Below are 23,474 nucleotides of genomic sequence, written 5' to 3' on the forward strand. Positions count from 1 at the left end.
GACTTACACTGGCAGGATCAATCTCTGAAGTTTTCAAATTGCAGCGGCATGCCCAGCTCTTTTGTGCGTAACAAAGCAATCGCCTCTTGCAAGTCATCCCGCTTTTTACCAGTAATGCGTACCTGGTCACCCTGAATAGACGCCTGCACTTTAAGCTTAGCTTCTTTTACCGTAGCCACAATTTTCTTCGCCAGCTCTTTATCAATTCCTTCGCGCAGCACGATTTCTTGCTTCACGACCTTGCCTGAACCATATGAGTCCTTGTACTCCAAACACTGGATATCAACTTTACGCTTCACCAGCGCCATTTTTATAATTTCAATCATCTGCTCTAACATAAACTCTGCTTCAGCAGTTAAAGTCACCGTTTTATCCTTAAACTCAACACTTGCTTTACCACGCAAGTCATAACGGCGCTCAAGCTCTTTGGCAACGTTATCCATGGCATTGGTCACTTCGTGAGCGTTGAGTTCTGAAACGACGTCAAATGAGGGCATTGTATCCTCCAAAATGGGTTGCATTAAAATTATGACCACAACTGCATACAAGAGCACTTGCCATTGCAATGTGCCTCTATGTATAAAGGTTTCCTATTACGGCTCGCTTTTCAGCTTTACTCATAAATGGTTCCGCTATGCGAAATTCTCTTCTGAGCATCCTTGTTGTTGATGATGCCAAGTTTTCTAGCGTCATGATAGGCCGCACACTAAACCACGCGGGCTATACCGACATACGCTTTGCCAACAGTGCAGCTGAAGCATTGATCTTACTGGAAGAGCGCCCTGCTGGCATTTTATTGGCTGACTGGTTGATGCCTGAAACTGACGGCCTTGAGCTTACCGCGCAAGTACGTCAACATGATCAGCAGCACGATCATTACACTTATATTATCTTACTCACCGGCAGAGAAGGCGACAACGCTCTAGCTGAAGCCTTTGACCGTGGTGTGGATGACTTTATTAGTAAAATCGCAATGAACGAGCAACTGCTGCCCCGCATCTACGCTGCAGACCGCATTTACAGCACCTTGACTCGCCTTATCAAAGAAAAACAATTGCTCAACCGCAACCTTACCTTTTTGCAGTCACGCAACCACATTGACCCTCTGACCGGCTTAGGCAATCCACGCCACCTGAAGCACATGCTCAGCAAAAACTTACAGCAAATTGAGTCGCGCGGCGGCACTCTATGTTATTTACTGATCGGTGTTGAGAATATGGCCACTTTATCGCAAACCTATGGTCGCACAACCCACAAGGAGTTATTGCGTTCCATTGCGCAACGCCTGCAACAGCTGATACGCCCGCTTGATGTACTGGTGCGCGTAGATGGTAACCATTTCGCTTTAATTGCTCGTATAAACGAGCATCAGGAGTTCTCACCAGCCAGCTTCAAGCGCATCTACGACGGTTTAAATATGAAGTCTTTTAAAACCAACGAAGGCTTTATAAGCATCAAAATCGGAGTTAGTTTAATTGAGCTTAATAGTAAAGCCCTGCCCACCACAGCTGATCAACTTATGAGCTTAGCGAGTAAAAACCTGCCGAACTCTTACAGCAGTGCCCGCATTGATGCCATGCGCTTGAATCTACCACTGCAGCAATAAACCAATGAGCTGGCATATTTTAGGCGCTGGCAGCCTCGGCTGTTTATGGGCTGCACGTTTAACTGCCCAGCAGCACGCAGTACATTTGCTTCTACGCAACACACAAGCCCTTCATCGCTACACTGCCAGCCGCGGCGTGGGCCTCAGCGATGCGCAGTGCATGCACAGCCACTACTATCCCATCCCAGCACAACTCACAGATGACCCGCAGCCCATTGCGCATTTGCTTTTAGCCTGCAAAGCCTACGATGCTGAAGCAGCCATTGCCCAAGTCAAGCAGCGCCTGAGGCACAACAGTATTGTTATTCTCTTGCAAAACGGCTTGGGCAGCCAGCAGGCCATTCAAAGCCTGTTGCCCAATATTCGTTGTATTGCCGCATCCAGCACAGAAGGCGCCTATCTAGCCGAGCCTTTTCACAGCGTCTTTGCAGGATCAGGCCATAGCTGGCTCGGCGATTTACAACCTTTAACGCACGCAGCACCGACACGCTTACTCGAAGCATACAATGCTGCTGCTATTCCTTGTAGCTGGTCGCCCGATATTAGCGAGCACCTCTGGCGCAAGTTAGCCATCAACTGCGTAATCAACTCGCTCACAGTGATCCACAACTGTCTAAATGGCGAGCTAATCCGCCATCCAACACAGATCAATAGCCTCTGTGATGAGCTACAGCTGCTACTGTGCAGCGCTGGCCAGTCGGCTGCCGCGCAGGATCTACAGCAGCAAGTTTGGACGGTGATTAATAAGACAGCAGCCAACTCGTCCTCAATGCGCCAAGACGTGCTCAATCGGCGTCGTACTGAAATCAGTTATATTAGCGGCTTTGCTTGTGCACAAAGCCTCGCGCTAGAATGCTACACACCTGTCCTGCACGCTTTGCATGCGCAACTGCAAGATACTTTACGCGTACACGGGCTACCCACCGCTTAAAATACACTTAAATACGGAGATTGCTTCTATGGGCTACCGACTCAGTAAAATATACACACGCACCGGTGATGATGGACAAACCAGTCTTGCCGATGGCCGTAGAGTCAACAAAAGCCACCCTCGCATTGAAGCGATTGGCGCGCTAGATGAGTTCAACAGTCAGCTAGGCTTATTGCTAGCCGACTTGCAAGAACAGCAAAAAAAAGTGACGCAATTACAAGAAGTCATTGACGTATTAACACCCTGCCAGCACCGCATTTTCGACATGGGTGGCGAGCTGTCTATGCCAGACTACCAAGCACTGCACGTCTCTGAAATCACGCGTATTGAACAAGCGATTGACCAATGGAATGTGCTACTGGGGCCGCTGAAAGAGTTTATCTTGCCTGGCGGCTCACATTTGATTGCGCAAGCGCATGTCTGCCGTAGCAGCGCCCGTAATGCTGAACGTCGTTGCCAGGCTTTGCACAGCAGTGAAGCCTTACGCCCAGAAATGCTCGGTTATATTAACCGCCTATCTGACCTGCTGTTTGTGGCAGCTCGTTTGATTGCACAATACCAAGACTGCGCTGAAATTCACTGGCAAGCAGCAGAGAAACCGCTATAAGGTCAGCGGCCAAAAGCCACGAATCCCCGCCACACCCTGCCCGCCAATAGAGCGGGCCCGAGCAATATCCTGCTGGGTTAAACCACCCAGCAGGAACACTGGTGCATTAAACTGACGCAGTAATGTTTGCGCAGCATCCCAGCCTAAAGTAGCCGCACCCGGATGGGTCTGTGTCGGCAGTACGGGGGAGACTGTGACAAAGTCCACCTGCAGCGCCGCAGCCAACTCTAACTCTTCGATACTATGACAGGATGCAGCCAACCAACGATCCCGTGCTATAGGACGCGTTTGACCGGCCAACTCATGCAGTTGCTGCGCCGTTAAATGCCAACCTGCTTGTGGAAACTCTGCCTGCCAGGCCAAATCACCTTTCAGCATCAACTGCGCGCGCCCTGCACACAGTACCTGCAAGCGCTGCGCCAGTATTTTATAGTCAGCTTCTGGCAAGTGCGCGGCTCGTAACTGGAGTAGCTTGCAGCCTCGCTCTAGCGCCAGCTCTACGCCTGCATAGAGCTGTTGCGGACTGAGCCTCTCAGGCGTGATCAAATACTGCTGGGGTAATTGTGCCGCTCGAACAATGCTGCAATTGGCCGCAGGAAACTGATAATCAGCGAGCGCGCTAGGAGCAACCCAACGCACCTGCTGGCCTTCAGCACCATGAGCGTGCCCAACGAAGTTAAGCACTTCATAGACATCCAACAGCACATGCAGATCGGGGTAATCATGACGCACTTGAATCAGCGGCTGAGGATTTTCAATGACAATCCCCAGCTCCTCATGCAGCTCACGCGCTAATGCCTGTTGCGGACTTTCATCTGCTTCGCATTTACCGCCAGGAAACTCCCACAGCCCGCCCATGTGTTTATCACTTGGGCGCAGCGCCAGCAGTATCTGCTGCTCAGCATTACGAATCAGCGCAGCCACCACATGGACACGCTTAGTCATGTACGCACTGCCCGCTGTGCGATCAACACTTTAAGAACGGTATTCAGCATTGATACGCACATACTCATGGGACAGATCCGTGGTCCAAATGGTTTCTGTGCAACCACCGCGCTCTAACTCAATGCGAATCAAGATTTCTGCTTGCTGCATCACTGCCGCACCTTGCTCCTCGGTATAACTTGCAGCACGTCCGCCCCGAGCAACAATACAAACATCATCAAGATAGACATTGACCTGCTCGGTGTCTAAGTCCTTAACACCGGCATAGCCAATTGCTGCAACAATGCGGCCCCAGTTTGGATCAGAGGCAAACAAAGCAGTTTTAATCAGCGGCGAATGCGCTACAGCATAAGCAACATCCAGACACTCCTGCTGAGTGGCGCCGCCTTGCACTTGCACGGTAACAAACTTGGTCGCACCTTCACCGTCACGCACAATGGCTTGCGCCAATTGCATGGCCACTTGGTTAATCGCTGCGCGCAAAGCATCGTACAACTCGCCTGTCGCTTCTGTAATAGGCTCAACAGCGGCTTGCCCTGTTGCGATCAGCACACAGGAATCGTTGGTAGAGGTGTCGCCATCAATAGTGATGCGATTAAAGGATTTATTCGCCGCATCATGCAAAATATTTTGCAAAATATCCTGACTCACCGCTGCATCGGTAGCGATATAGCCGAGCATGGTCGCCATATTGGGACGAATCATGCCTGCGCCTTTACTGATCCCTGTTACCGTGAGGGTCACGCCATTGTGCTGGAACTGCACACTGGCACCCTTGGGCAGAGTATCAGTGGTCATAATGCCTTCAGCCGCCAACGCCCAGTTATCCTCACGTAAATCACTCAGCGCAACTGGCAAAGCGGCACTGATTTTATCAACCGGCAGCGGCTCACCAATTACTCCAGTGGAAAAGGGTAAAATCTGCTCAACAGAACAGCCAAGCAGATCAGCCAACTGCTGACAGACTGCATTAGCGGCCTGCAGGCCAAGCTCGCCAGTTGCGGCATTAGCATTACCGGTATTGGTCACCAAGTAACGTGGCGAGGACTGCATACGCTGCTTGCACAGCAACACTGGAGCAGCACAAAACGCATTTTGCGTGTACACACCAGCCACGCTGCTGCCCTCAGCGCAGCGCATCAGCACAACATCACGGCGACCTGGCTTTTTGATACCGGCGCTAGCAATACCTAACTCAAAACCACAAACAGGGTGCAATACGGGTAAATCACCTAAGCCAACCGCCATAACATCTCTCCCAATCCACTCATGCGCTACGCGCTAAAAGAAACGCCGCACACAGAAACATTCTGGCACGGCGTACAACTCAAATAACGACCCCTTTAAAATCTTAAAGTGGCGCTAAAGCATTAACTGATACGGCCACAGCAATGTTTATATTTTTTCCCTGAACCACAGGTGCATGGCTCATTACGGCCAATTTTCGGCTCTGAGCGCACTTGTGTGACTGCAGCGGCAGGCTCAGCTGCTGCTGGTGCCTGCTCCTGGCTGTCATCAAAGCCACCTGCTTCTTCATGCTGGAACTGCATCCGCTCAGCCAAAGCCTGCGCTTGTTGACGTAAGCGTGCTTGCTCTTCCTCTGGATCTTCTTTACGAATCTGCACATTGGATAGAACACGAATCGAATCACGCTTGATTGCCTCAAGCAAATCACGAAATAGGTTAAAGGATTCGCGCTTGTATTCTTGCTTGGGGTTTTTCTGCGCATAACCACGCAAATGAATACCATGGCGCAGGTGATCCATCGCTGCTAAATGCTCTTTCCACAAATCATCCAAGACACGCAGGATAATTTGCTTCTCAAAGCTGCGTAAACCTTCTGCACCCACCAGCGTTTCTTTTTCAGTATAAGCAGCAACCACTTCTTCCTGAATACGTTTGAGCAGGGTGTCTTCATACAAAGAATCATCATCATCCAGCCACTGCTGAATCGGCAATTGAGTACCGAACCCTTCCTGTACAGCCTCTTCTAACCCAGCAATATTCCACTGCTCTGGCAACGACTGCGGCGGAATATACTGGGCAAGGGTACTGCTTAGCACTTCATGCCTAAATTCAGCCACCACATCACCCACGTCATTGGATGACAGCAAGGTGTTACGCATGTGGTAGATAACCTTACGCTGTTCGTTGGCCACATCATCATACTCAAGCAACTGCTTACGTATATCAAAGTTACGGCCTTCTACTTTGCGCTGGGCTTTTTCAATGGCATTGCTGACCATGCGATGCTCAATGGCCTCGCCTTCTTTCATGCCTAAAGCTTTCATAAAGTTTTTAACACGGTCAGAGGCGAAAATACGCATCAGGCTATCTTCTAGTGACAAGTAAAAACGGGTTGAACCCGGGTCACCCTGACGACCGGAGCGGCCACGTAACTGGTTATCAATGCGTCGTGATTCATGGCGCTCAGTGGCAATCACGTGCAAGCCGCCGGCTTCAATCACCTGCTGATGGCTCTTTTGCCAAGCCGCTTTAATATCAGCAATTTGTTCTTCATTGGGGTTTTCTAGCGCAGCCACCTGAGCTTCCCAGCTACCGCCCAAAACAATATCGGTACCACGGCCAGCCATGTTGGTAGCAATGGTGATTGCCCCAGGACGACCGGCTTGGGCAATGATGTCAGCTTCTAAATCGTGATGTTTAGCGTTAAGCACCTTGTGCTCAATGCCTTCAGCTGTTAGCACGCCAGAAACATGCTCAGAGCTTTCAATCGATGCTGTACCGACTAGGACTGGACGGCCTTGCTCTTGGCACTGACGAATATCTTCAATAATCGCCGCGTATTTTTCCGGCTGGGTTAAGAACACCAAATCATTGAAATCTTTACGTGCCACTTTACGGTGCGTCGGGATAACAGTAACGTCCAGACCATAAATCTGACGAAACTCAAAGGCTTCAGTATCCGCGGTACCGGTCATACCGGAGAGCTTTTCATACAAACGGAAATAGTTTTGGAAGGTTGTAGAAGCTAAAGTCTGGCTTTCAGGTTGAATATGCACACCTTCTTTGGCTTCAATGGCTTGGTGCAAACCTTCTGACAAGCGGCGACCATGCATAGTACGGCCCGTGTGTTCATCAACCAGTACCACTTGCCCATCTTGCAAAATGTATTCAACGTTACGATTAAACAAAGTATGTGCACGCAAACCTGCGTTGACGTGCGTCAGCAAGCTTAGGTTGCTAGACGAATACAGCGACTCATCTTCAGCCAGCAAACCGATTTTGGTCAGTTTTTCTTCGATGTACTGGTGACCGGCTTCATTGAGTTCAACTTGGCGTGTCTTTTCATCAATGGTGTAATGCCCTTCTTCCAGCACTTCACCTTCCTCATCCTCAAGCTGGCGCTTTAGGGTAGGAATAATCAGATTGATTTTCTTATACAGCTCGGAACTGTCCTCAGCCTGACCTGAAATAATTAAAGGCGTGCGCGCCTCATCAATTAAGATTGAGTCAACCTCATCAATCACGGCAAAGTTCAACTCGCGCTGGAACTTATCTTCTATGCTAAACGCCATGTTATCGCGCAGGTAATCAAAGCCAAACTCGTTATTGGTACCGTAGGTGATATCACTGGCATAGGCTGCACGCTTTTCGTCCGGATCTTGGAACGGCACGACTACGCCAACCGTCAAGCCTAAAAATTCATACAGAGGACGCATCCAGTTCGCATCACGACGCGCTAGGTAGTCGTTGACCGTCACCACGTGCACACCTTTGCCAGGTAAGGCATTGAGATACACAGCCAGTGTTGCGACTAAGGTTTTACCTTCACCGGTACGCATTTCAGCAATCTTGCCTTCATGCAACGTCTGTCCACCAATGAGCTGAACATCAAAGTGACGCATGCCCATCACGCGCTTACCTGCTTCGCGCACTACGGCAAAGGCTTCAGGTAAGAGTTTATTAAGACTTTCCCCACCCGCTAAACGCTCACGAAACTCACCAGTTTTAGCTTGTAATTGCTCGTCAGATAGCGCCACCATTTTCTCTTCAAGCGCATTAACGGTGTTAACCGTTTTATACATGCGTTTGATATCACGGTCGTTCTTGCTTCCAAGGAGTTTTCTGAATAAAGGCGCAAACATAATTAATAACGCTTCCATTTTTGGGGGGGTGAAGGCGCGTAAGTCATACTCTACTCACCCGCACAAAAAAACTATTCTACCTGTATTTGCTGCTGAATAAAGTAGACTTAATCAACAAGTCAAGGCAGGACTGCTCTAAATATAAATCCCTCAGCGGTAATCACTGTTTTTTTGTAGGCTATACTGTCTGTATGACATGGTGCTGACCATCGTATATTTCAAGCGTACTTTGGCAGAAACTATAAAGCCTGTGTCGTGAGGAGTTTATTTTTTATGAGGCCAGCAATGAGCTACCGCCCGATTAAAGCGCAACAGAGCCACAATGTTTTGCAAAGTAGCGTCACTCTACAACGTTTAATGGCGCGCGCGCAGGCAACTGATCATTTACAGCAACTGCTCAACCAGTTTTTACAGCCCGCAGCACGTGAGCATTGTCACATAGCCACCTACCACGCCGGCATCCTCAGCTTAATTGTCACTGATGGCAACTGGGCCACACGCTTGCGCTATCAGCAAAAACGTCTACTCAAACAGCTACAAGGCTTAGCTGAGTTTAGCGAGATTGTGCGCTTGCAGTTTAAAGTTCGCCCGCCCATCCAGGCTGAAAAAGCACCAACACGCAGCATCAAACTCTCAGAACAGGCTGGCCAAACCATTCAGGCCAGCGCCGATGCAACTCAAGATCCAGTTTTACGCGAAGCACTGCAGCGCTTAGCACAACACGCTAAAAAGCCATAACCCCTGCGCTACATACCTTTAACAGCATAAATGGCAGCAGAATTACGCCAGTAGCCTTTATAGTCCATACCGTAACCAAATATGTAGCGGTCTTCACAATGCAAGCCAACAAAATCAGCTTTTAAGTCGGCACTGGCTTTACGGTCATGCAGCTTATCGACCAGTACTGCAGTGTGTACTTTGCTGGCGCCAGCATGCTTACAAAACTCGATAATCGCTGACAGGGTATGCCCTTCATCAAGAATATCGTCAATGATCAGCACTTCGCGATCCATAAAAGATATTTCTGGCTTAGCTTTCCAGAACAACTCACCACCACTGGTTTGATTGCGGTAACGGCTGGCATGCAGGTACGACTGCTCTAAAGGAAAGGTTAGTTTGGCCAGCAAATTACCGGAAAAAACCAAACCACCATTCATCACGCAAAACACCACAGGATTGCTGTTACACAACCGCTGATTGATCTGCTCAGCAACCTGCTCAACCGCCGCTTGCACCTCTTCAGCAGTGAATAAAATATCGGCCTCAGCCATGACTTGCTGGATATGTTCAAGATTTGCAGACATCACAGAGCTCTTTGTTTAGTAATTAAGGCGCAAAAGGTACTGCTACAGAGCCATTAGGGCAAGTATTGATAGCAAACAAAGTGCCGTTTTGCCCTAATTTCGTTTAATCTATGTGCCTACTTTTTAGCTTTTGGAGCTTTTCATGCCCGCCCATGAAATTCGTCACCCTTTGATTCGCCATAAACTCGGTTTAATGCGTCGCGCTGATATCAGCACAAAAAACTTTCGCGAATTGGCGCAAGAACTCGGCACACTGCTGACTTACGAAGCAACTAAAGACTTACCCTTAGAAACCTACTCTATTGATGGCTGGAGCGGTCAGGTCGAGGTTGAGAAAATTTCTGGTAAAAAAATCACTATCGTACCTATTTTGCGCGCCGGTATCGGCATGCTAGAAGGCGTATTAAGCTTAGTTCCAGGCGCCAAAGTCAGTGCTGTCGGCGTAGTCCGTAACGAAGAGACGCTAAAAGCGCACACTTACTTAGAAAAGCTTGCGCCTGATATGCCCTCGCGCCTGTCATTAATCATTGATCCGATGCTGGCAACCGGAAACTCAATGATTGCCACCATTGACTTGCTGAAAAAAGCCGGCTGTAAAGAAATCCGCGCAATGGTTTTAGTTGCCGCACCAGAAGGCATTGAAGCGGTAAGTAAAGCACACCCTGATGTAGCAATTTACACGGCAGCAATTGATCAAGGTTTAGACAGCAACAGCTATATTGTGCCCGGCTTAGGTGACGCTGGCGATAAGATTTTCGGTACCAAGCAAAAGGAGAGCTAAGCGATGCTGTCTCATCCTCCTGAGCCGACTTGGCGGCAGGCTCTAGCTGGCGCACAAATGCTCTTTGTAGCATTCGGTGCGCTGGTGCTGATGCCATTGATTACGGGTATGGACCCAAACGTCGCGCTGTTTACCGCCGGTCTCGGCACACTTGTGTTTCAGCTGGTTACTAAGCGTCAAGTCCCTGTTTTTGTTGCTTCAAGCTTTGCCTTTATTGCACCTATTTTATATGCAAAAACAAATTTTGGCTTACCGGCAGTGCTCGGCGCAATTATGGCGTCAGGTATGGTGTATATCCTGCTTAGCGCTGCGGTACGCCTCAAAGGCACAAACTTTATCGACAAACTGCTGCCGCCAGTGGTAATTGCGCCGGTGATTATGTGTATCGGTCTTGCTTTATCGCCGGTCGCTGTAAATATGGCCATGGGTAAATCTGGCGACGGTGCGACACAGCTGATCGCCTACCCCACGGCAATGATCATTTCTATGTCAGCCCTGATCACCACTCTTGCAGTGGCCACGCTAGCGCGTGGCCTGTTCCGGTTAGTGCCTATTTTGGCTGGAATTATTGTTGGCTGTACGCTCTCAATCATTTTAGGCCAAGTCAGTGCTGAAGCCATTGGCCTTGCGCCTTGGTTTGCCTTGCCGGCCTTTGTTGCCCCAGAGTTTCACCTTGGTGCGATTTTGTTTATGTTGCCGGTCGCGCTAGCGCCTGCCATTGAGCATATCGGTGGTGTGATTGCGGTAGGCAGTGTCACCGGACAAAACTACATTAAGAACCCTGGCTTGCACCGCACCTTACTGGGCGATGGCTTAGCTACTACCACTGCTGGTATGTTTGGCGGACCGCCCAATACTACTTACGCAGAAGTCACAGGCGCGGTGATGCTGACCAAGAACTACAACCCAGTGATCATGACGTGGGCTGCGTTTTTTGCTATAGCTTTGGCCTTTATCGGCAAGTTTGGCGCAGCACTGCAAAGCATTCCAGTGCCAGTGATGGGTGGGATTTTATGCCTGCTATTTGGTTCCATTGCGGTGGTTGGGCTCAATACCTTAATCCGTAACCAAGTGGATTTATCCGAAGCGCGCAACTTAATTATTGTCTCGGTTACCCTTGTGTTTGGCATTGGCGGCATGAGCATTGGCAGTGGCGATTTCACCTTGTCTGGCATTTCCTTATGTGCAGTGATTGCTCTATTGCTCAACCTGATACTGCCGGGCAATAAGGGCTGGAAAAGTAAACTGCCCGAAGACGGCGAGGATGCCACGCCCCTGTATTAAATAAACACCATAAATAACAAGCAACTGCGCCATAACAAACAGCCCTGTCGATGCAGGGCTGTTTGCGTTGTAGCAGGCTGTGCTTAACTGCGCTCAGGCGGCGTCAGGTAGGCAGAGGTATGCCCGCGCTTCTCCTCGCTGTCACGTAACTCCATTCGCGCGATACTGCGCAAATGCACCTCGTCTGGGCCATCAGCAAAACGTAAGCAACGCCCACCAATCCACAAGTCAGCTAGAGGTGTGTCAGGGGTTAAACCCATTGCACCAAAGACTTGGATGGCACGATCAACCACCTGCGTGTGCATAGCTGGGATCACCGCTTTAATCATGGCAATTTCTTTGCGGGCCGCACGCGCTCCAACCTTGTCAATCATCCACGCGGTTTTTAGCACCAACAAACGGGCTTGCTCAATTTCCATCCGTGAGCGCGCAATCCATTCTGAAACACTGCCATGCTGATGCAAATAACGGCCAAAGGTTTTGCGTTCTTGCGAACGTTCCACCATCAACTCCAGCGCCAGCTCAGCCATACCAATCGAACGCATGCAATGGTGTACGCGCCCTGGGCCCAAGCGTGCTTGCGCCATCATAAAACCATCGCCTTCTTGGCCTAATAAGTTCGCCGCTGGTACACGCACGTTGCGCAGCACTATTTCACTGTGCCCCTCGGGAGCAATGTGATTCATCACCGCAATATTGCGCTCAACGATCACACCCGGCGTGTCCATCGGCACGATAACCATGCTTTGTTGACGCTTAGCATCACCATCAGGATCAGTTTTACCCATCACTATCATAAACGTACAATTAGGATGCGAAGCATTGGTAATAAACCACTTACGGCCATTGATCACATACTCATCGCCTTCGCGACGGATCAATGTCTGGATATTACTGGCATCAGACGAACCAACATCGGGTTCAGTCATGGCAAAAGCTGAACGGATTTCGCCTTCCAGCAAAGGATTTAGCCATTGCTCACGCTGCTCTGGAGTAGCAAACATATGCAGCAACTCCATGTTGCCGGTATCTGGCGCATTGCAATTGAACACTTCCGAGGCCCAACTGACACGCCCCATAATCTCAGCCAAAGGTGCGTATTCAATATTACTCAAACCCTGGCCTGGCTCATCAGCCTGTAATGAAGGTAAAAACAAATTCCATAACCCTTCAGAGCGAGCTAAGGCTTTTAAGTCATCCATAAAGGAAACAGGGTAAATACCGTCAGCAACCTCTTGCTGCCATGCACCAATGCGCGGCACCACGTGCTGATCCATAAAATCACGTAACTGATTGCGTAATGCTTGGGTTTTTTCGCTATAAGAAAAATCCATATAATCCTCCAAAAGTGCCGGTGTGCTCAGGCGTTGCAGAGAGATTAGGTGAGGTGCACGTCAAGCTGAAGTTCTATTGATTTTAATGAACCACTATTATCATTAAAATCAATAATAGAGTGTTATTTTTATCAATCAACAATATCTAAACAAAAAAAACCACCCATTCGGGTGGTTTAAGATAAACACTGGTCCTATACCGCCGCAGCTGGGCGCATATAGGAAATAGGAGCTGTGCTTGCATCTGCAAAGGTGACCACTTCCCAAGCATCTGGTTGCTCAAGCAGGGTTCTAAGCAGTAAGTTGTTCAGTGCATGCCCGGACTTATAGCCGCGGAATTCACCAATTAAACTCTTGCCTAGCAGGTATAAGTCGCCAATGGCATCAAGAATCTTGTGTTTAACAAACTCGTCCTCATAGCGCAGGCCGTCTTCATTAAGCACTGATGTCTCATCAACCACAATCGCATTATCAACGCTGCCGCCAAGAGCCAAGTTATGGGTACGCAAAAACTCAATGTCACGCATAAAGCCAAAAGTGCGTGCACGACTGACTTCCTTGACAAAGGATGTGCTAGAAAAATCTACACATGCCGTTTGCGTACGCCCCTCAAATACAGGGTGATCAAACTCAATCTCAAAGCCAACTTTAAAGCCTTCGAATGGCAAAAAGGTTGCGCGCTTCTCGCCGTCTTCTACTGTGACCTCACGTAAGATGCGAATAAATTTCTTAGGCGCGTCTTGCTCTTCTAATCCAGCTGACTGAATTAAAAAGACAAAAGGTCCAGCGCTACCATCCATGATCGGCACTTCAGAAGCAGAAAGCTCAACGTAAGCATTATCAATGCCCAGACCCGCCATGGCAGATAATAAGTGTTCCACTGTATCCACTTTCACGCCATCTTTGACGAGCGTCGTCGACATCGTGGTTTCACCGACGTTTTTTGCTAAAGCAGGTATTTCAACCATTGGATCTAAATCCATACGGCGAAATACAATACCCGTATCCACTGCTGCCGGGCGCAACGTCAGGTAAACTTTCTCGCCTGAGTGCAAACCGATACCAGTGGCACGGATAATATTTTTCAAGGTGCGTTGTCTAATCATGACTTAAGCCGCGCTATACTGGTTGCGAATAGGTTTCAATAATTCGACGCATCTTAACAGATGCTGAACGAATAAAGAAATCAACTCGCAATCCCAGCCCTTAATCAATCCGCTTGACGTCGTAAAAACGCAGGTATATCCAAGTAGTCCATCTCTTCTTGGTGATTGGGTTTACTTGCAGTTGCCGCACTTCCAGAACGGCGCTGAGCAGTCGGACGATCATACTGCCTGTAGTCACTCTCCTGAACCTCTTCGCTCGATGGTGCCATCACTGGTGCAGCAGTGCTGAGCCTGATAGTGCTGGTGTTATCGACTACTTTGACTGGCTTCTCAACACGCGGATCTAAACCAGTAACCACTACGGTCACATGCAATTCATCACGCATATCTGGGTCAATCACTGTACCCACTTTGACCATCGCTTCATCGCTGGCAAAGGCTTCGATCAAGCTGCCCACTTCTTCGTACTCGCCTAGCGACAAGTCTGGACCTGCAGTAATATTTACCAAAATACCACGCGCGCCATTGAGTGCAATATCTTCCAGCAATGGGTTGCGAATCGCCTGCTCAGTGGCTTCACGTGCACGATTGCTGCCTGTTGCCGAGCCAGTTCCCATCATCGCCATGCCCATTTCGCTCATGACTGTTTTAACGTCAGCAAAGTCAACGTTAATCATGCCCGGACGCTTAATGATGTCAGAAATACCACGTACAGCACCGGCCAAAACATCATCCGCTTTAGCAAAAGCAGAGAGCAGGCTGGCATCTTTACCAAGAATAGTCAGTAGTTTTTCATTTGGGATGATAATCAACGAGTCAACCTGTTCAGCCAACAAGCGAATACCTTCATCAGCAATTTGCAAACGGCGACGGCCTTCAAATGGGAACGGGCGTGTCACCACTGCTACCGTTAGAATACCTAGCTCTTTTGCCACTTGGGCAATGATTGGCGCTGCACCGGTACCTGTACCACCACCCATACCGGTGGTAATAAAGACCATGTCTGTGCCTTGCAATACTTCAGCAATGCGCTCACGGTCTTCTTCTGCGGCTTTGCGGCCGACCTCAGGGTTGGTGCCTGCACCTAAGCCTTTGGTCAGGTTAGTGCCCAGCTGCAAGATGGTACGTGCTGAAATATCACGTAACGCTTGCGAGTCAGTATTGGCGCAAATGAACTCCACACCCTCAATATTGCTCGCAACCATGTGGTTTACAGCATTACCGCCGCCGCCACCAACACCAATGACCTTAATCACAGCACGCTGCGGAGTCTGATCAACTAATTCAAACATAGCACTCTCCTAACTTTCTAGTTATAGCTCAGCTTGCGCTGAGTGTTTTAATTACAATTGATTTTGTAACCAGCGTTTAACACGTATAAACACTGGCGTTTTTTCTTCTGTTTGGTCGTAGCCTTCACCTGGCCTATTAGCGCCCTCTGTTTGCTTACGCAGTCCATACATCAGCAAACCAACGGCGGTTGAATAAACAGGGTTAAGTGCGACATCGCCGACACCTTTAATGCCGTGTGGCGCTCCTAAACGCACCGGCATATGGAAAATCTCTTCAGCCAATTCAACAGCGCCTTCCATTTTTGCAGTACCACCAGTCAACACAATCCCGGCTGGAATCATGTCCTCGTAGCCACTGCGGCGCAGCTCAGTAAGAATTAATGTGAATAACTCCTCATAACGCGGCTCAACGACCTCAGCTAAGGCTTGTCGAGACAGCTCGCGCGGCGCACGATCACCCACGCTTGGGACTTTAATCGTCTCACCAGGGCCTGCTAATTTCGCCAGCGCACAGGCATAGCGTATTTTGATTTGCTCGGCATACTGGGTCGGCGTGCGCAATGCCATGGCGATATCATTGGTGACTTGATCACCGGCAATGGGGATAACGGCGGTATGGCGAATTGCGCCTTCAGTGAAAATTGCGATATCAGAAGTACCGCCGCCGATATCCACCAAGCACACGCCCAATTCCATTTCATCTTCGGTTAGTACCGAGCTGGCCGAAGCCAGCTGCTCAAGAATCATGTCTTCAATCTGTAAATCACAGCGGCTGACACACTTTTCAATATTTTGTGAAGCGTTCACCGCACAGGTCACCACATGCACGCGCGCCTCTAAACGCACACCCGACATTCCCAACGGCTCACGCACGCCCTCTTGGTTATCAATCACATAATCCTGTGCCAGGGTATGCAGCACTTTCTGATCGGAGGGAATCGCCACCGCTTGTGCAGCATCAAGCACACGCTCTAAATCCGCATAGCTGACTTCGCGATTGCGGATTGCCACAATCCCGTCAGAGTTTTGGCTACGGATATGACTGCCAGCAATACCAACAAATACCGAATGAATATTGCAGTCAGCCATAGCCTGCGCTTCATCAATAGCGTGCTGTAGCGACTGCACTGTCGACTCAATATTAATCACCACACCTTTTTTCAAACCGCGCGTTGGATGTGTGCCGATACCAATAATGTTCAACTCACCTTCAGGAGTGACTTCGGCAACCAACGCCACAACCTTGGAGGTGCCTATATCAAGACCAACAATCATGTTGTGGTTACTTTCATGTGCCATTAACTTTCTCTCCTTCACTGTGCCACCACTGCTGTAGTTTCACTTTCAATCGGGGCGCGCCATGCAACAGCCAAACCATTGGCGTAGCGCAAATCAACCCGTTCAATTTTATCAATCTGTTGTTTCAACTGTTTTTCATACACCACTGCAAAACGACGGACTTTCTCAACCAAATGATCGCGCCCAAACAGCAGCTGCAAACCTGTTTGCGTAGTCACAAACCAACTGCCGCGCTCGCGCATTTCCAGCTCTTTTATTGAGTAACCCAAAGGACGCAGCGCCTGGCTAAATGTCAGATACTGCTGCATCACCCGTGTTTGCGTATTTTTAGGGCCAAACAACTGCGGCAAGTGCTCATACGCTTCAACATCCTGAGTCAGAAACAAATAACCTTGCGTGCTGAGTAAAGCATCCTTACCCCAGCGTGCGACCGGCAACTGCTCTTGGATGATGACCTGCAATTGGTCTGGCCAAATTCGGCTCACTTCAGCGCTGGCCACCCACGGCAACTCTTCAACGGCACCACGCACAGCAGCAATATCCACAGAAAAAAACGACCCTGTGCTGTAGGTCATTGATTTTTTTTGCACTGCCAGCCGATTTTTTGCGGTTAAGTCGCCCAATACACGTACTGTCGAAATAGGCGGATTGACATGCGGCTTAAGCAACTGCCAGCCCCGCTCAGCATTCAACGCTGCCGCTACCACTAAGCCAGCCAAGGCAGCAAAACTGCAAACACTCCAGATTCGCTTGAACCACTGGCCTGGCGTTTTGCGCACAGCAGCACGACGCGCTCCACGTGCAGGCGCTTGTCGCGTCGCCCCACGTCGAGGTGCAGTCTTAGCGTGCCGCTGTACTTTATTCACAGTGCTAACCTCGCGCCTGTACTGTGCTGGCTAAAATACTCAGCACTAACGCTTGAAAATCTAAACCCGCTGCCTGCGCAGCCATGGGCACCAAACTGTGGTCGGTCATACCCGGTACAGTGTTAACTTCAAGCAGCCAAAAATTGCCCTGTGCGTCTTGCATCACATCCGCTCGCCCCCAACCCGTCACACCGAGTGTTTGGCAGGCGCGCGCGGCGAGCGCTCGCAACTCAGTTTCCTTCACTGCATCTAAACCACAAGGAATCTGATACTGAGTCTCATTGGATAAATACTTAGCGTCATAATCATAAAAAGCGTTATTCGTTGCTAAGCGAATCGGTGGCAATACGTCACCAGCTAGCATTGCCACGGTAAATTCTGGGCCCGAGATCCACTGCTCAACCAACACGTGCGAGTCAAACTGACGTGCTGCTTGCCAAGCCGCTAATAAAGCATCTACATCATCAACCTTGGCCATGCCAATACTAGAGCCTTCGCTGGCTGGCTTAACAATCAATGGAAAACCCAAATCTTGCGCAGCCTGCTGACAATCTTGCTCGCTAGTAAGAACTGCATGGCGCGGGGTGGGTAGGCCAACGCTGTGCCAAATTTGCTTGGTGCGCAATTTATCCATAGCTAAAGCCGATGCCAGAACACCGCTGCCGGTATAAGGAATGCCTGCGCACTCCAGCAAACCCTGGACGGTTCCATCTTCGCCACCGCGCCCATGTAGCACGATAAAAGCACGATCAATCTGCTCTGCACACAAACGCGCCAACAGGTCATCACCCACATCAATAGCAAACGCATCGACACCTGCGGCCTGCAATGCAGCTAACACAGCCGCACCAGACTTCAGAGAAACCTCACGCTCTGCACTGCGCCCGCCATACAGCACGGCAACACGACCGAAGGCGTTAACATCAAAAGCCTGACTCATTGCTGTACCTCCTGAGCAGTACCAGCAAATAACGGATGCTTGATTAAACTCGGCGCAATGCCGCCAACATCACCTGCGCCTTGGCATAACAAAATGTCACCCGGCTGCAGCAAGGGTTTTAATAAAGGTGCGAGTTCTGCGCCACGTTCCACGTGTAAAGGATCAAGACGGCCACGCTGGCGAATGCTATGACACAGTTGACGACTGCCGGCACCTGGAATCGGCTCTTCTCCGGCTGGATACACTTCCAACAGCAGCAAGACATTGGTTTCGCCCAGCACTTGGACAAAATCTTCATACAAGTCACGGGTACGGCTATAGCGGTGCGGCTGATAGACCATGACTAAACGTCGTCCTGGCCAGCCGTCATGTACTGCTTTAATCACTGCAGCAACTTCACTGGGATGATGGCCATAATCATCCACTAACATCACGCTACCGCCCTCTACCGGCAGCTCACCGTACATCTGAAAGCGCCGCCCCACACCTTGGAAGCCCGACAGACCGGCAATAATAGCGGAGTCAGCAATGCCTTCATCGGTGGCAATGGCAATGGTTGCTAGCGCATTCAAAACGTTATGTTTACCCGGCATATTGACCGCAACCGGCAGCGGCTGACGGCCCTTACGCAGCACGGTAAAGGAGGTGCGCATACCCTCTTGTGAGACATCAATTGCACGCAAATCGGCATCGTCCGAGAAGCCATAGGTGATCATCGGGCGTTTGACTTGCTTAGCTATATCGCGCACCGATGGATCATCAACACAGAGCACGGCCAAACCATAAAAAGGTAAGTTGTGCAGAAAATCCACAAAGGTCTTTTTCAGCTTATTAAAGTCACCGCCATAGGTGCTCATATGGTCGGCATCAATGTTAGTGACCACCGAAACCATAGGCTGTAGATGCAAGAAGCTGGCATCACTTTCATCCGCTTCGGCAATCAAATAACACCCAGCTCCCAGCTGCGCATTACTGCCCGCTGCATTTAAACGACCACCAATCACAAAGGTTGGATCTAGGCCAGCTGCAGCAAAGACAGACGCAAGTAAACTTGTGGTGGTGGTTTTACCGTGAGTACCCGCCACCGCAATACCATGGCGATAGCGCATCAATTCAGCCAGCATCTCAGCGCGTGGCACCACCGGAATACGACGCTCTAAGCCGCGCGCCACTTCAGGGTTGGATGGGTTAATCGCACTCGACACCACCAATACATCGGCGTGTTCAACGTTTTCAGCATGGTGACCAAACACTACCTGTACGCCTAAACTTTGCAAACGCTCGGTCACCGCAGAAGGCTTTAAATCTGAGCCTGAGACTTCGTAGCCAAGGTTGCGTAACACTTCAGCGATACCGCACATACCGGTGCCGCCAATACCAATAAAATGGATACGACGAATACGGCGCATACGGCGCATTTCTGCGGATGTGGGCTGTAATAAATCAACCATGGGCCACCTCCAAACATACGCCAACCACTTGCTGCGTTGCATCAGGCTGCGCTAATACACGCGCCTGCTCACCCATAGCAGTAATACGGTTCTTATCCATCAATACCTCGGTTAACTGTGCAGCTAAACGATCTGCATCAGTAGCATGTTGTGGCAGCAGGACGGCTGCGCCCTGCGTTGCCAAAAATTCTGCATTGCGTGTTTGGTGGTCATCAATGGCATGCGGTAACGGCACTAAAAATGATGCCAAACCTGCCGCTGCCAACTCACTGACGGTTAATGCGCCAGCACGACAAATGACTAAATCGGCCCACGCATAAGCACGCGCCATATCACTAATAAACGGCAGCACCTGCGCTTCAACCTCTGCTTGTTGGTAGCGCTCGCGGGTCACTTGATCATGCTCACGGCCGGCTTGGTGGGTGACCTCAGGACGTAATTGAGCAGGTATTTTCGCTAAAGCGGCTGGCACCAACTTGTTCAACGGCTCGGCACCTAAGCTGCCACCCAGCACTAACAAATTGACCGCACGTTGCTGCAGGGCATTACGCGGTGTCGCTAAAAACAGTGACTCGCGCACTGGGTTACCAGTTGTCACGCAGTTTGTGCGTTTTTTAAAGGTATTTGGAAACGCTTCACAGATGCGCGTGGCAAACGTCGATAAGGCACGATTGGCCGTGCCTGCCACAGCATTTTGCTCATGGATCACCAATGGCACAGATGACAGCTTGGCCGCTAAGCCGCCTGGACCACTGACATAGCCGCCCATGCCCAACACGCAGACTGGCTTGAGTTCACGCATCAGACGTTTTGCCTGCAACAATGCCGCCAGTAATTTAAAAGGTGCAGTCAGTAATGAGCGCACGCCTTTACCACGTAAACCATCCACATTTAAGGTGTGCAAGGTAAAGCCGGCTTGAGGTACCAATTCATTCTCAATACCGCGACCTGCGCCTAACCAATGCACTTGATAGCCGCGCGCTGTAAATTCTTCGGCACAGGCTAAGGCTGGGAACACATGCCCACCGGTGCCGGCCGCCATAATTAAAATATTAGCGCGCATCACGCACCCCCTTCGCCATCGCCGCAATTTGCGCTTTGCTCATTGAGTTGGCCGACAGCAGTTGGGTACGACGCTCCCACTCAATGCGTAATAACATGGCCAAACTGATGCAACACACCACTAAGGAACTGCCGCCATAGCTGATAAAGGGCAGGGTCAAACCTTTGGTCGGCAATAAACCAACGTTAACCCCAAGGTTAATCACTACTTGGGCAATCCACAGTAACGCCAAACCATAAGCCACGTAGGCCGAATAGTACTGTTTAGCTTGCTCAGCCCAAGCACCAATCAATAAGGCACGCACACTGACAAAAACAAACAGCGCTAAGGTACTCAGCGCGCCCCACATACCCAGCTCTTCAGCCAACACCGAAAACACGAAATCGGTATGCGCTTCAGGCAAGAAAAACTGCTTTTGAATACTGTTGCCTAAACCTAGTCCCAGCCATTCGCCACGACCAAAGGCAATCAGTGCCTGAGTTAATTGATAACCGCTGCCGTACTGGTCTTCCCATGGGTTGGCAAAACTGGTGAAGCGCGCCAAGTGATACTCTTCAAACCCCACCCAATAAAAAAAGACAGCCAGTAGAAGCAGCAACAAAGGTACCGATAGCATCAAGCTCACACCTGCCAAGTAAAGCATGATGATCACTGTGCCCATCATCACCACTACTGCACCATAATCAGGCTCGTTAACCAGCAAAACCGCCATCAATACCGCTAGCGCTAAAGGCTTCAGCAGACCGCGCAAACGCTGTTTAACCTCTTCTTTGCGGCGCACCAAAAATCCAGCTAAGAAAATCACCATAAATAACTTAGCCAACTCAGATGGTTGGATATTAAAAATACCGACACCAATCCAGCGTCTAGAGCCATTCACTTCACGGCCAATACCTGGCACCAACACCAGAATCAGCACCACAAATGCGATAACCAGCAGCCAGCCACTGTAACGCTGCCAAACTGACATCGGCACCAGTAGCGTGACCCAACCGGCACACAGAGCGATGACGATATACACCACATGACGAATAAAATAATAAAAGCTATTGCCGTGGTTAAACTCTGCAACCGCCGAAGATGCAGACGCAATCATCACCAAGCCAATACCCATTAAAAATGCACAAGCAGCAAGTAATGGGAAGTCAATATCCATGCGATTGTTGTGTCGCCACGGTGATGGCTGCGCCAGCAGGTCACGCAGATAGCCAATGCTCATAACAACCTCCCCACAGCTTGTGCAAAGAGTTCGCCACGTGCTTCAAAATTCTTAAACATATCCAAACTGGCACAGGCTGGAGCCAACAAGACACTATCGCCAACCCGCGCCAGTTGTGCAGCAGCAGTAACTGCCTCTTCCAAGCTGGCCACGCGCTCAACAGGTACAGTGTCAGCAACGGCTTGCGCAACACGTTCAGCATCACGACCCAGCACAACCACCGCACGGCAATACTTTGTAATAGCCGCTGTCAAGCTGGAAAAATCTGCACCCTTACCATCACCACCGGCAATCAAGATCAACTTACCCGCATGTTCAGCACCTAAACCTTCAATTGCAGCTAAAGCGGCGCCGACATTGGTTGCTTTGGAATCGTTGTACCAATCCACACCCTGCACCTTGCGCAGCCACTGGCAGCGGTGTTCAAGCCCAGCAAAGGCTTGTAACGCACTGAGCATGGCCGACATCGGCAACTGCATGGATTGTCCAATAGCTAATGCGGCCAACGCATTAGCGTGGTTATGGCTGCCGCGAACTTTCAAAGCATTGACCGGCAGCAGTAACTCATCGCCATAGGCTAAATAGGTTTGTGCAGCGTGCTCACGCAAGCCAAATTCACCTGCCGCTGGTTCTGATAGGCCAAAACTGATCGCAGCAGCCTGTGCCTGCTGTGGTTGCGATGCTTTGTCATCACGATTTATCACTACTGTTTGTGCGTTATCAAACACACGCTGCTTGGCTGCAATATAAGCATCCAAATCAGCATAACGATCCATGTGGTCTTCACTGATATTCAGGCAAACCGCCACCCGCGCCTGCAAATGCGAGGTGGTTTCTAACTGAAAGCTGGACAGCTCCATCACATAGACATCAATCGCATCATCGAGCAGATCAAGAGCTGGCGTGCCCAGGTTGCCACCTATAGCGGTATTTAAACCTGCAGCGCTACACATCTGACCGACCAAGGTAGTCACAGTGCTTTTTGCATTCGAGCCGGTAATCGCCACAATCGGCGCACGCGCATGCTGAGCAAACAGATCAATATCGCCGGAGATGCTGACGCCGCTGGCAATCGCCGCCTGCAACGCTGGCGTAGTCAACGCCAAACCAGGGCTGACATACAGCACCTGCGCCGCACTTAACAATTCTGCCGATAACGGCCCACAATGCACAGCAACCTCAGGGTAATCACGCTGCAAAGCAATCAGCTCAGGCGGATTTTTACGGCTATCAGCAACGGCAAAAGCCTGCCCTTGGCGCGCTAAAAAACGCACCAATGACAGTCCACTTTTGCCTAGGCCGACCACGACCTGTGCTTGCTGATCAATGTTTTGCAC

General features: G+C 50.0%; 21 protein-coding genes. 6 read left to right on the top strand and 15 right to left on the bottom strand.

Annotation, left to right across the window (positions count from 1 at the left end):
• Positions 1–17: 17 nt before the first annotated feature.
• Entirely contained in the window at positions 18–497 is a 480-nt protein-coding gene (locus FXF61_RS10690; RefSeq protein ID WP_151185253.1) for a YajQ family cyclic di-GMP-binding protein, read from the bottom strand.
• Positions 498–634: 137 nt separating this feature from the next.
• Between FXF61_RS10690 and FXF61_RS10695 the strand changes: the two genes are divergently transcribed.
• Genes FXF61_RS10695 through FXF61_RS10705 form a run of 3 tightly spaced genes read left to right on the top strand, consistent with a single transcriptional unit; the run spans position 635 to position 3,144 of the window.
• The gene (locus FXF61_RS10695; RefSeq protein ID WP_151185254.1) at positions 635–1,606 is read left to right on the top strand and encodes a diguanylate cyclase domain-containing protein; all 972 of its coding nucleotides are present in this window, start codon (positions 635–637) and stop codon (positions 1,604–1,606) included.
• Between the two features lie 4 nt (positions 1,607–1,610).
• Complete coding sequence (locus FXF61_RS10700; RefSeq protein WP_151185255.1) at positions 1,611–2,537, top strand: 2-dehydropantoate 2-reductase; 927 nt, start codon at positions 1,611–1,613, stop codon at positions 2,535–2,537.
• A gap of 28 nt (positions 2,538–2,565) precedes the next feature.
• Positions 2,566–3,144 (top strand): cob(I)yrinic acid a,c-diamide adenosyltransferase, encoded by a 579-nt coding sequence (locus tag FXF61_RS10705; protein ID WP_151185256.1) that lies wholly within the window; start codon positions 2,566–2,568, stop codon positions 3,142–3,144.
• Here FXF61_RS10705 and FXF61_RS10710 read toward each other — a convergent pair.
• The 3 genes from FXF61_RS10710 to secA form a co-directional block, all read right to left on the bottom strand.
• Entirely contained in the window at positions 3,139–4,089 is a 951-nt protein-coding gene (locus FXF61_RS10710; protein WP_151185257.1) for a Nudix family hydrolase, read from the bottom strand. The genes FXF61_RS10705 and FXF61_RS10710 overlap by 6 nt on opposite strands.
• A gap of 30 nt (positions 4,090–4,119) precedes the next feature.
• A complete protein-coding gene (gene argJ, locus FXF61_RS10715; RefSeq protein ID WP_151185258.1) occupies positions 4,120–5,337 on the bottom strand; it encodes a bifunctional glutamate N-acetyltransferase/amino-acid acetyltransferase ArgJ in 1,218 nt (405 codons plus the stop codon).
• A gap of 122 nt (positions 5,338–5,459) precedes the next feature.
• Positions 5,460–8,198, bottom strand: a complete 2,739-nt coding sequence (secA, locus tag FXF61_RS10720) for a preprotein translocase subunit SecA (protein WP_151186083.1) — start codon at positions 8,196–8,198, stop codon at positions 5,460–5,462.
• Between the two features lie 285 nt (positions 8,199–8,483).
• Between secA and FXF61_RS10725 the strand changes: the two genes are divergently transcribed.
• Complete coding sequence (locus FXF61_RS10725; RefSeq protein ID WP_151186084.1) at positions 8,484–8,936, top strand: DUF721 domain-containing protein; 453 nt, start codon at positions 8,484–8,486, stop codon at positions 8,934–8,936.
• Between the two features lie 8 nt (positions 8,937–8,944).
• On the opposite strand, the gene FXF61_RS10730 is transcribed toward FXF61_RS10725, so the two are convergent.
• Entirely contained in the window at positions 8,945–9,502 is a 558-nt protein-coding gene (locus FXF61_RS10730; RefSeq protein ID WP_151185259.1) for a hypoxanthine-guanine phosphoribosyltransferase, read from the bottom strand.
• 142 nt (positions 9,503–9,644) lie between these two features.
• On the opposite strand from FXF61_RS10730, the gene upp reads away from it, so the two are divergent.
• On the top strand, positions 9,645–10,283 hold the full coding sequence (gene upp / locus FXF61_RS10735) for a uracil phosphoribosyltransferase (RefSeq protein WP_151185260.1): 639 nt from the start codon (positions 9,645–9,647) through the stop codon (positions 10,281–10,283).
• A 6-nt stretch (positions 10,284–10,289) separates the two neighbouring features.
• On the top strand, positions 10,290–11,567 hold the full coding sequence (locus FXF61_RS10740) for a uracil-xanthine permease family protein (protein WP_151186085.1): 1,278 nt from the start codon (positions 10,290–10,292) through the stop codon (positions 11,565–11,567).
• Positions 11,568–11,650: 83 nt separating this feature from the next.
• Here FXF61_RS10740 and FXF61_RS10745 read toward each other — a convergent pair whose 3' ends face one another.
• The 10 genes from FXF61_RS10745 to murD form a co-directional block, all read right to left on the bottom strand.
• Entirely contained in the window at positions 11,651–12,901 is a 1,251-nt protein-coding gene (locus FXF61_RS10745; protein WP_151185261.1) for an acyl-CoA dehydrogenase family protein, read from the bottom strand.
• A 194-nt stretch (positions 12,902–13,095) separates the two neighbouring features.
• A complete protein-coding gene (gene lpxC / locus FXF61_RS10750) occupies positions 13,096–14,007 on the bottom strand; it encodes a UDP-3-O-acyl-N-acetylglucosamine deacetylase (RefSeq protein ID WP_151185262.1) in 912 nt (303 codons plus the stop codon).
• A gap of 104 nt (positions 14,008–14,111) precedes the next feature.
• On the bottom strand, positions 14,112–15,299 hold the full coding sequence (gene ftsZ, locus FXF61_RS10755) for a cell division protein FtsZ (protein WP_151185263.1): 1,188 nt from the start codon (positions 15,297–15,299) through the stop codon (positions 14,112–14,114).
• A gap of 51 nt (positions 15,300–15,350) precedes the next feature.
• Positions 15,351–16,598, bottom strand: a complete 1,248-nt coding sequence (gene ftsA, locus FXF61_RS10760) for a cell division protein FtsA (protein WP_151185264.1) — start codon at positions 16,596–16,598, stop codon at positions 15,351–15,353.
• 14 nt (positions 16,599–16,612) lie between these two features.
• Positions 16,613–17,464, bottom strand: a complete 852-nt coding sequence (locus FXF61_RS10765) for a cell division protein FtsQ/DivIB (protein WP_151185265.1) — start codon at positions 17,462–17,464, stop codon at positions 16,613–16,615.
• A gap of 4 nt (positions 17,465–17,468) precedes the next feature.
• Positions 17,469–18,404, bottom strand: coding sequence for a D-alanine--D-alanine ligase (locus tag FXF61_RS10770; protein ID WP_151185266.1), 936 nt, complete (start codon positions 18,402–18,404; stop codon positions 17,469–17,471).
• Positions 18,401–19,822, bottom strand: coding sequence for a UDP-N-acetylmuramate--L-alanine ligase (gene murC, locus FXF61_RS10775; protein ID WP_151186086.1), 1,422 nt, complete (start codon positions 19,820–19,822; stop codon positions 18,401–18,403). Before murC ends, FXF61_RS10770 begins: the two co-directional genes overlap by 4 nt.
• Before the next feature lie 25 nt (positions 19,823–19,847).
• A complete protein-coding gene (gene murG / locus FXF61_RS10780) occupies positions 19,848–20,918 on the bottom strand; it encodes an undecaprenyldiphospho-muramoylpentapeptide beta-N-acetylglucosaminyltransferase (protein ID WP_151185267.1) in 1,071 nt (356 codons plus the stop codon).
• Positions 20,908–22,137: a putative lipid II flippase FtsW gene (gene ftsW, locus FXF61_RS10785; protein ID WP_151185268.1), complete on the bottom strand. Its 1,230-nt coding sequence runs from the start codon at positions 22,135–22,137 to the stop codon at positions 20,908–20,910. Before ftsW ends, murG begins: the two co-directional genes overlap by 11 nt.
• Complete coding sequence (murD, locus tag FXF61_RS10790) at positions 22,134–23,474, bottom strand: UDP-N-acetylmuramoyl-L-alanine--D-glutamate ligase (protein WP_151185269.1); 1,341 nt, start codon at positions 23,472–23,474, stop codon at positions 22,134–22,136. Before murD ends, ftsW begins: the two co-directional genes overlap by 4 nt.

Source organism: Pseudomonas sp. C27(2019) (assembly GCF_008807395.1).
Classification (GTDB): domain Bacteria; phylum Pseudomonadota; class Gammaproteobacteria; order Pseudomonadales; family Pseudomonadaceae; genus Denitrificimonas.

What these genes read in the sequence shown, in the direction of transcription:
- FXF61_RS10700 (WP_151185255.1), top strand. Translation starts at nt 1,611, where the DNA reads ATGAGCTGGCATATTTTAGGCGCTGGCAGCCTCGGCTGTTTATGGGCT.
- FXF61_RS10695 (WP_151185254.1), top strand. Translation starts at nt 635, where the DNA reads ATGCGAAATTCTCTTCTGAGCATCCTTGTTGTTGATGATGCCAAGTTT.
- FXF61_RS10725 (WP_151186084.1), top strand. Translation starts at nt 8,484, where the DNA reads ATGAGCTACCGCCCGATTAAAGCGCAACAGAGCCACAATGTTTTGCAA.
- FXF61_RS10745 (WP_151185261.1), bottom strand. Translation starts at nt 12,901, where the DNA reads ATGGATTTTTCTTATAGCGAAAAAACCCAAGCATTACGCAATCAGTTA.
- murG (WP_151185267.1), bottom strand. Translation starts at nt 20,918, where the DNA reads ATGCGCGCTAATATTTTAATTATGGCGGCCGGCACCGGTGGGCATGTG.
- ftsW (WP_151185268.1), bottom strand. Translation starts at nt 22,137, where the DNA reads ATGAGCATTGGCTATCTGCGTGACCTGCTGGCGCAGCCATCACCGTGG.
- argJ (WP_151185258.1), bottom strand. Translation starts at nt 5,337, where the DNA reads ATGGCGGTTGGCTTAGGTGATTTACCCGTATTGCACCCTGTTTGTGGT.
- FXF61_RS10730 (WP_151185259.1), bottom strand. Translation starts at nt 9,502, where the DNA reads ATGTCTGCAAATCTTGAACATATCCAGCAAGTCATGGCTGAGGCCGAT.
- secA (WP_151186083.1), bottom strand. Translation starts at nt 8,198, where the DNA reads ATGTTTGCGCCTTTATTCAGAAAACTCCTTGGAAGCAAGAACGACCGT.
- upp (WP_151185260.1), top strand. Translation starts at nt 9,645, where the DNA reads ATGCCCGCCCATGAAATTCGTCACCCTTTGATTCGCCATAAACTCGGT.
- FXF61_RS10690 (WP_151185253.1), bottom strand. Translation starts at nt 497, where the DNA reads ATGCCCTCATTTGACGTCGTTTCAGAACTCAACGCTCACGAAGTGACC.
- ftsZ (WP_151185263.1), bottom strand. Translation starts at nt 15,299, where the DNA reads ATGTTTGAATTAGTTGATCAGACTCCGCAGCGTGCTGTGATTAAGGTC.
- murC (WP_151186086.1), bottom strand. Translation starts at nt 19,822, where the DNA reads ATGCGCCGTATGCGCCGTATTCGTCGTATCCATTTTATTGGTATTGGC.
- FXF61_RS10710 (WP_151185257.1), bottom strand. Translation starts at nt 4,089, where the DNA reads ATGACTAAGCGTGTCCATGTGGTGGCTGCGCTGATTCGTAATGCTGAG.
- FXF61_RS10705 (WP_151185256.1), top strand. Translation starts at nt 2,566, where the DNA reads ATGGGCTACCGACTCAGTAAAATATACACACGCACCGGTGATGATGGA.
- ftsA (WP_151185264.1), bottom strand. Translation starts at nt 16,598, where the DNA reads ATGGCACATGAAAGTAACCACAACATGATTGTTGGTCTTGATATAGGC.
- lpxC (WP_151185262.1), bottom strand. Translation starts at nt 14,007, where the DNA reads ATGATTAGACAACGCACCTTGAAAAATATTATCCGTGCCACTGGTATC.
- FXF61_RS10770 (WP_151185266.1), bottom strand. Translation starts at nt 18,404, where the DNA reads ATGAGTCAGGCTTTTGATGTTAACGCCTTCGGTCGTGTTGCCGTGCTG.